Origin of the sequence: uncultured Varibaculum sp., assembly GCF_902489465.1 — a bacterium.
GTDB lineage: Bacteria > Actinomycetota > Actinomycetes > Actinomycetales > Actinomycetaceae > Varibaculum.
The window spans coordinates 1-7,171 of sequence record NZ_CABTZZ010000061.1 but is presented as its reverse complement, the minus strand read 5'-3'; the positions used below and the strand labels follow the sequence as shown (position 1 = coordinate 7,171).

At 52.0% G+C, this 7,171-nt stretch carries 10 protein-coding genes; 8 read left to right on the top strand and 2 right to left on the bottom strand.

Features of this window, described 5'->3' with window-relative positions; all coding sequences use genetic code 11:
* Window positions 1-242, top strand: a 242-nt coding sequence (locus tag RDM26_RS08300; RefSeq protein ID WP_374041835.1) for a terminase TerL endonuclease subunit, incomplete at its 5' end; no start/stop codon positions are given.
* Window positions 243-299: 57 nt separating this feature from the next.
* Here RDM26_RS08300 and RDM26_RS08295 read toward each other — a convergent pair.
* Window positions 300-953, bottom strand: a complete 654-nt coding sequence (locus RDM26_RS08295; protein ID WP_307738491.1) for a hypothetical protein — start codon at window positions 951-953, stop codon at window positions 300-302.
* A 153-nt stretch (window positions 954-1,106) separates the two neighbouring features.
* Between RDM26_RS08295 and RDM26_RS08290 the strand changes: the two genes are divergently transcribed.
* Genes RDM26_RS08290 through RDM26_RS08260 form a run of 7 tightly spaced genes read left to right on the top strand, consistent with a single transcriptional unit; the run spans window position 1,107 to window position 6,005 of the window.
* On the top strand, window positions 1,107-2,417 hold the full coding sequence (locus tag RDM26_RS08290; RefSeq protein WP_307738490.1) for a phage portal protein: 1,311 nt from the start codon (window positions 1,107-1,109) through the stop codon (window positions 2,415-2,417).
* Window positions 2,414-3,289, top strand: coding sequence for a head maturation protease, ClpP-related (locus tag RDM26_RS08285; protein WP_307738489.1), 876 nt, complete (start codon window positions 2,414-2,416; stop codon window positions 3,287-3,289). Before RDM26_RS08290 ends, RDM26_RS08285 begins: the two co-directional genes overlap by 4 nt.
* 22 nt (window positions 3,290-3,311) lie before the next feature.
* A complete protein-coding gene (locus tag RDM26_RS08280) occupies window positions 3,312-4,529 on the top strand; it encodes a phage major capsid protein (RefSeq protein WP_307738488.1) in 1,218 nt (405 codons plus the stop codon).
* Window positions 4,530-4,558: 29 nt separating this feature from the next.
* Complete coding sequence (locus tag RDM26_RS08275) at window positions 4,559-4,876, top strand: head-tail connector protein (protein WP_307738487.1); 318 nt, start codon at window positions 4,559-4,561, stop codon at window positions 4,874-4,876.
* 15 nt (window positions 4,877-4,891) lie between these two features.
* Window positions 4,892-5,224, top strand: a complete 333-nt coding sequence (locus RDM26_RS08270) for a head-tail adaptor protein (RefSeq protein WP_307738486.1) — start codon at window positions 4,892-4,894, stop codon at window positions 5,222-5,224.
* Complete coding sequence (locus RDM26_RS08265) at window positions 5,224-5,661, top strand: HK97-gp10 family putative phage morphogenesis protein (protein WP_307738485.1); 438 nt, start codon at window positions 5,224-5,226, stop codon at window positions 5,659-5,661. Before RDM26_RS08270 ends, RDM26_RS08265 begins: the two co-directional genes overlap by 1 nt.
* Window positions 5,658-6,005 carry a hypothetical protein gene (locus RDM26_RS08260; RefSeq protein WP_307738484.1) on the top strand — a complete coding sequence of 116 codons (348 nt, stop codon included), beginning with the start codon at window positions 5,658-5,660 and terminating at the stop codon, window positions 6,003-6,005. Before RDM26_RS08265 ends, RDM26_RS08260 begins: the two co-directional genes overlap by 4 nt.
* Here the strand turns inward: RDM26_RS08260 and RDM26_RS08255 are convergent.
* The gene (locus tag RDM26_RS08255; RefSeq protein ID WP_307738483.1) at window positions 6,002-6,910 is read right to left on the bottom strand and encodes a DUF4357 domain-containing protein; all 909 of its coding nucleotides are present in this window, start codon (window positions 6,908-6,910) and stop codon (window positions 6,002-6,004) included. The genes RDM26_RS08260 and RDM26_RS08255 overlap by 4 nt on opposite strands.
* Window positions 6,911-7,171: the final 261 nt, after the last annotated feature.

Here is a 7,171-nt window from a genome sequence, read left to right as displayed (position 1 = left end):
TCATGAAACTCGCCCTCGAGGGCAAGCTCGCCCATGGCGGACACCCGGTGCTGGCCTGGATGGTCGATAACATTCACGTGCGCACCGACCCGGCCGGAAACATTAAGCCAGATAAGCAAAAGTCCACGGAGAAGATCGATGGAGTCGTCGCCACCATCATGGCCCTCGACCGGGCCATACGCGGCGGCAACGCGAGCATGGGTGGGAGCGTGTATGACTCGCGCGGGCTATTCGTACTATGAGTGTGGCTGGGAAATGCACCGCGTTTCCCAGCCACACTCATTTCTTGGCAGTGATGTTTACTCGTCGGTTGCTAGCTCGGCGAGTTCTTCAGCCGTCCATACCTTGTTCATTGGCCCTTGCCGTGAAGCAAGATAGTTGTGGGCGTACTGGTATCGCTCATGCTTATCAAAGGGCTTGATGAGGAAACAGCGTCCACCCGAATCACTGTTCACTCCTGGAATCCAGTCAATAATTCTGCCGCCTTCAAGGAGGAATCCTGCATAGGATGCAAGAAAGATTGATTGGTTCTCAACGAGTGAGTCAACATCTTCTTGCTTGACTCTCCAGTGTCCAGTAACTCGAAGTGTGCCAGCGCATATCCGTTTCCACACCTCTGGTGAGACGTTTGCTTTCACATCTTCTAAAGGCTTCTTGCACCAGTCTCGACCCCACGTAGCATCGAAATAAGGAGAGGGAACCATTTCAGCATCCTCCAAACCTATCGATGCGATAAGAGCCTGTTCTCCTTGCTCAAGGTGTAGGGGACGATTTCTAGCTGAAGCTAAGAAACCTAGATCCCATCCTGCATACTTCTGATTCCTTTGGTTTGCCCCATCCGGATAAACAGAAATCAGATTGAGATCGATGAGCTTCGTCATCGTGTTCGAGCCGACCCCAAGAATCTCCTTGGCAGTTTCAAAGCCATACGTGGCTTCATCAAATGAATACATAATGATCCTTTCGATCAGGTCACCGAGGTGACGTGTCTTTTTTGGACTGGATAACGCTTTCTGCGCCTCCGTACCTCAATGTAATCACACTCCGACCACTCGCGTCAAGTACATCAGACAAATTCACCTAGTCTCAATTTTAGGAGCGTTATCATGGGCCTATTCAACTGGCTACGCGGCAGACCGAAACCAGTCGATGACCATCAACTGTCCACTAGCTACAGCTTTTTGTTTGGGCCGACATCTGCTGGGCGTCCGGTGACCGAACGTAGCGCGATGCAAATGACCGCCGTGTATTCGTGCGTGAGGATCCTGGCCGAAGCGATAGCCGGGCTACCACTGCACGTATACCGTTACAAGGACGGTGGCGGCAAGGAAAAAGCCCTCGACCACCCCTTATACCGGCTGTTGCATGATGAGCCGAACCCCGAGATGACGAGCTTCGTATTTAGAGAAACGCTCATGACGCACCTGTTGTTGTGGGGTAACGCGTTCGCTCAGGTAGTGCGTAACGGTCTAGGCGAAGTCATTGGACTGTATCCGCTGCAACCGAATCGGATGAGCGTAGGCAGGGATCTGGACAGCAACGCTTTGTATTACGAATACCAAACCAGCTGGGACGAACCCGCAGGAGAGTACCAAACCATTCGGCTTACCCCTAATGATGTGCTTCATATTCCAGGTCTTGGTTTCGATGGATTGGTTGGATATTCCCCAATCGCGATGGCAAAAAACGCTATCGGACTCGCGCAGGCTACCGAAGATTACGGTGCCTCATTTTTTGCTAATGGTGCGGCTCCTGGCGGGGTGTTAGAGCATCCTGGCACGATTAAGGATCCTTCTCGGGTGCGTGAGTCCTGGCAGGCTACCTTTGGTGGTGCGAAGAACGGCAATAAGGTCGCTGTTTTGGAAGAGGGAATGAAATACACGCCGATTAGCGTGTCTCCGGAGCAGGCGCAGTTTCTTGAAACGAGAAAGTTTCAGCTCAATGAGATCGCCCGGATTTTCCGTATTCCGCCCCACATGATCGGTGACCTGGAAAAATCTAGCTTCAGCAATATTGAGCAGCAGTCTTTAGAGTTCGTGAAATACACGCTTGATCCGTGGGTAGTCCGCTGGGAACAAGCCATCACGAAAACTCTGTTGAACCCGCGTGAAAAGCAGCAGTTGTTTGTGAAGTTCAATGTCGAGGGGTTGCTGCGCGGGGATTACCAGTCGCGTATGGAGGGATACGCGGTAGCTCGCCAAAACGGGTGGATGAGCGCCAACGATATCCGAGAGTTAGAAAACCTTGACCGGATCGATGAGGTCGATGGCGGGGATCTGTACCTAGTGAACGGGAACATGCTCCCGCTTCCTATGGCTGGGGCTTATGCCGACTCCCAACAAGCCGATAAAGGCGAGTCTGGTGATGAAGTGCCTAAAGAACCTAGAGAGAACCAACTATTGAGGAGGAAAATGTGAAGCGTTTTTGGAACTGGCTAACCCCACAGGAAACCAGCCCGAACAGTGATGGGGGTGAAAGGGTTTTGCGTATTAACGGGGTTATCGCTGAGGAATCATGGCTAGATGATGACATAACCCCAGCGGTTTTTGCCTCCGAGTTAAACGCGGGGTCTGGGCCGGTCACTATCTGGTTGAATTCGCCTGGCGGTGACGTAGTGGCAGCTGCTCGTATCTATAACATGCTGCTGGATTATCCCGGTAAAGTCACGGTGAATATTGACGGGATCGCGGCATCGGCGGCATCTGTGATTGCTATGGCGGCGTCCACGGTGGCTATGAGCCCGGTTTCGATGCTCATGATCCATAATCCCGCCACGCTCGCTATGGGTGATAAAACCGAGCTGTCGCGTGCCCTGGACATGCTTGAATCGGTCAAAGACTCGATTATCAACGCCTACCAGCTAAAAACTGGCTTGTCCCGGGCGAAACTTTCCAAGCTCATGGATATGGAGACATGGATGGACGCGACAGCTGCTATCGACTTGGGGTTCGCAAATGAAATCCTCACCAGCAAACAAGCCCCTTATCCAGACAAAGATGACGAGCCCGATAAGGCCAATCCTGACAAGCGTGATGATCCTGGTGATGGCGAGGATGAAGAATCGGTGAGCAAGAAAGTACCGGGGCGAGCGAAAAATGAGCTCGGCGTGGTGTTTTCCAGAAAGGTTTCAGAGCAACAACTTGTTGCCCAACTAGCTATGCACGGTAAAAGTGCTGCCCCTCCCGGGCCGCCGCCTCCTGTAAGTGACCATCCTTGTTTAAAGCCCGCTGCCTCTTGTGGTCGGCGGGTTGTTGATTTATACGCCCATTTAACCAACCAACCCCATTAACTAAGAGAGGAAATATTCCATTATGACTACTGTTACTGATTTGTATACCCGGCGTGCCCAAACCTGGAATAAGGCTAAGAAGTTTCTAGATGAGCGGCGCGATAGCGAGACTGGCTGTCTAAACGCCGAAGATGACGCGGCCTACGCCAAAATGGAGGCCGAGATTGAGGCACTTAGCGGCGAGATTGCTCGATGTGAGCGAGCCGAACGCCTAGAAAACACTCTTGCCAAGGCGACCTGTAATCCCATCACTTCCGCTCCTGGAAGCGGTATGGGCGAAGACAGTAAGGTCAAGCCTGCCCGTGCTACAGCTTCCTACAAGCGGGCGTTTTGGGATGCGATGCGGCTTAACACCTCACCCATGGAAGTAAGGAATGCGCTAAGCGAGGGGGTGGATTCTGAGGGCGGATACCTAGTGCCTGACGAGTTCGAACGCACCCTAGTGCAGTCTTTAGCCGACCAAAACATCATGCGCACCCTCGCCAAGGTTATTCAGACCACTAGCGGGGATCGCAAGATCCCTGTCGTGTCTACCCATGGCACCGCTACCTGGCTGGATGAAGGCAAACCATACAACGAATCCGATGAAGCCTTCACCCAAATCTCCCTGTCGGCGTTCAAGCTGGGTACCTTCCTCAAAATCAGCGAAGAACTGCTCAACGATGCAGCATTTAACGTTGAACAATACCTAGCGAGCGAGTTTGCTCGCCGTATTGGGGCTGCTGAAGAAGAAGCCTTCCTGGTTGGCGATGGTAAAGGTAAACCCACCGGTATCTTCAACCCCACCGGCGGAGCAGACTTAGGCGTGACCAGTGCCAAGCCTACCGACATTAGCGCTGATGAACTCATCGATCTGCACTATAGTTTGCGCTCCCCCTACCGGGCGCGTGCGGTGTGGCTGATGAACGATGCAACAATAAAGACCGTACGCAAGCTCAAAGACGGTAACGGGCAGTACCTGTGGCAACCGGCGATAACTGCTGGGACTCCCGACATGATTCTTGGACGACCCGTCTACACCAGTGTTTTTGCACCTGAGCTTAAAGCGGGGGCGCGCACAGTAGCGTTCGGTGACCTCGGTTTTTATTGGATTGCTGACCGGCAAGGCCGCTCCTTCAAACGCTTAAACGAGTTATTTGCAACCACCGGGCAGATCGGGTTCCTCGCCTCCCAACGCCTAGACGGCAAGCTCGTCTTGCCCGAAGCGATCAAGGTTCTTACCCAGAAGACCGCGGGGTAAACCATAAAAATAGTTAGGAGGTGGCAGCCATGAAAACAGACGAACTCATGGCCTTAGTCAAGCAGAATCTACTGGTCAACCATAGCGAGGATGATTCTTTGATTGCCTCGTTTGTTTTGGCTGCCATCTCCTATGCCACCGCTTACCAACATCTGCCCGAGGGCTACTACCAAACGCAGCCCATGTCGCAGGCAACCCGGCAAGGCATTATTATGCTCGCCACCCATTTCTACGAATCCAGAGATGGAGCAACCGCCGGGTTTTGGGCAGACAAAACCGATGCTGCCCGCGCCGTGTGGAACGCAGTTAATACCCTGCTTCGTCTGGATCGGGACTGGAAAATCTAAAGAAAGGCGCGCCTGATGGCAACGTTAGGAAAAATGAGCGAGCATATCGACTTGATACAGCCAGTGGTTACTAAAGACGCTGCCGGGTTCGCCACTACTGGTGATGAGGTTATTGCTTCGGTGCGCGCATATATGGAAGTGCAGCACGCTTCACCGGCTTGGGTCAACCGCGCCGCCTACACCAAAGCAGACCTGTTATTCCGGATCAGAGCAATACCCGGCGTAAAAATAACCGAGGCGATGGAAATCAGCTCCGCACGTGGCAGGTACGTTATTGATGCTGTTGAACCTATCGGCCGCTATGTCGAGATTTTGGCTCACCGCACCGAAGCAGAAGGAGCACCCTGATGGCTAGAGTACAAATCAAGCTTCCCAACGATTTCATTGACGCACTCGACTCAGCCAGCAGCCTCATTGATAACTCCGCTGAGCAAGTGCTTAAAGCCGGGGCTAATATCGTGGAGCCGCGTATGCGCTCTAACCTTTCTGCAGCAATCGGTTCGAATACAAAACAGCCCTCCCGTTCTACCGGTCAGCTCGCCAAAGCGTTAGGAACCGCGCCAGTAAAAGTCAATAGCCGTGGCGACTATAACATTAAAGTTGGTTTCGCCGAGAACCGAGACGATGGTAGGCCTAACGCACTAATCGCTAACGTTCTTGAACACGGGCGCTCCAACCAGCCCGCTAGACCCTTCCTAGCTCCCACGCGTTCCCAAACCAGGCGAGCCGCAATAGCCGCAATGAAACAAACGCTAGCCGCGCGAATCGAACAGGTGAAACCATGAGCGGGCTTTTAGAAAACCTAAGCCACATAGCTAAACAACTTGGGTTCGCCTATGCAGTCAGCTGCTACACCGATTCCCCAGCCCCTGACACGTATCTAGTCTTTACCCCGTTAACAGATTCTTTCGAGATCTTCGCCGACAACACCCCCGGTATCGAAATAGAAGAAGCCCGAATCAGCCTGTTCACGAAAACCAACTATTTGGCACTAAGAGACCAGATCACGAAAGCTCTAATTAGCGCTCGCCTGGTTATTACAGGCAGGAGTTATATCGGATACGAGGACGATACCGGCTACCACCATTATTCAATCGACATCGCGGATTATTCGCCGACTATTTTCTAGGAGTTATTGTTTTCCTCCCAGGCTCCATAATTTTGTCCCTCATCATTTTCCCAGCGTGCTCTACCGTTGGCGGAGGTGCCTAGAACTATGGCGGCTGCGGCTGAGGGAGAAGTAAAAGCAATATCCCGGGTGACCACGCCGCGATTATCTTCTATGCGGATTGACCCATCACTAACTAACTTTTGGTGACGACTAGCTATAGTCGCATACGAGTTAACCGTTGCCTGGCTTCTGGCTTTGCTGGTTTCCCAGCTAGCAACCACGATTGATCCTTTGAGGAGGAAAAACTCTCCATCGATCAGTTGCATAGAGGCATCTATCCGATCTTTTTGTCTGCGCAGATGGAAAATAGGCGAAGAAGCTATCTGAGTGGTAGCTGGTTGCACGGTATTTTCTGGGGATCGCAAAACGTTGACTCCCAGGATTGGCAAAATTAGCTTCATATTGTCTAAGAATGATTCTGCTGATGCTCGTTGCGCTTCAGAAAGCTTCCTAACCCGAGGGGTTTGTTTGTTATCGGGCATAGAACAGCGCTCAGCATTCTTGGCGATTTCAACCAGACGGGCTTCTAAATAGCCCCAATGTCCCTCGTTAAAAGATCGTTGCAAGCTCGCAATAATAACGACCTTTTCCCACTGTGGTTTCTTTTTGTCATGATCGCGTAAGCGCTCTACAAAGTTTTCTGTCTTGCCGATGTAGCACCAGGTGTTCTCAATAGCTTCGGGGTCATTACCAAGGAGGATATATACGCCGTTACTATTGGCTTCCTCTCGCTTATAAAGCTGGGAAAGTTGATCGCGGCGTGCAGAGGTGAGGATACCCGTCCAATCCGCTATCCCGGCAGTAGCCATACCTCCCGGGGTTCCATCGACCAGAAAAAGCTCTACCGCTTTACCACGCGCCATCACAACCACGCCCTTCGTTCACACGCACCTAACCTCAAGAATAACTGAGAAAAAACATTTCACCCCTCAATACGAGGATCCAAAAGAAAGGAAATACCATGGCAACTATTGGTTTAGACAAGCTCTACTACGCGAGCATTAGTGAAGATCCCACCAGCGGTGAGGAAACCTATGCCGTTCCTAAACCGCTCGCTAAAGCAATATCTGCAGAATTGTCTGTGGAGGTGGCTGAGGCGATTTCGTATGCCGTCTTCTGCTTGA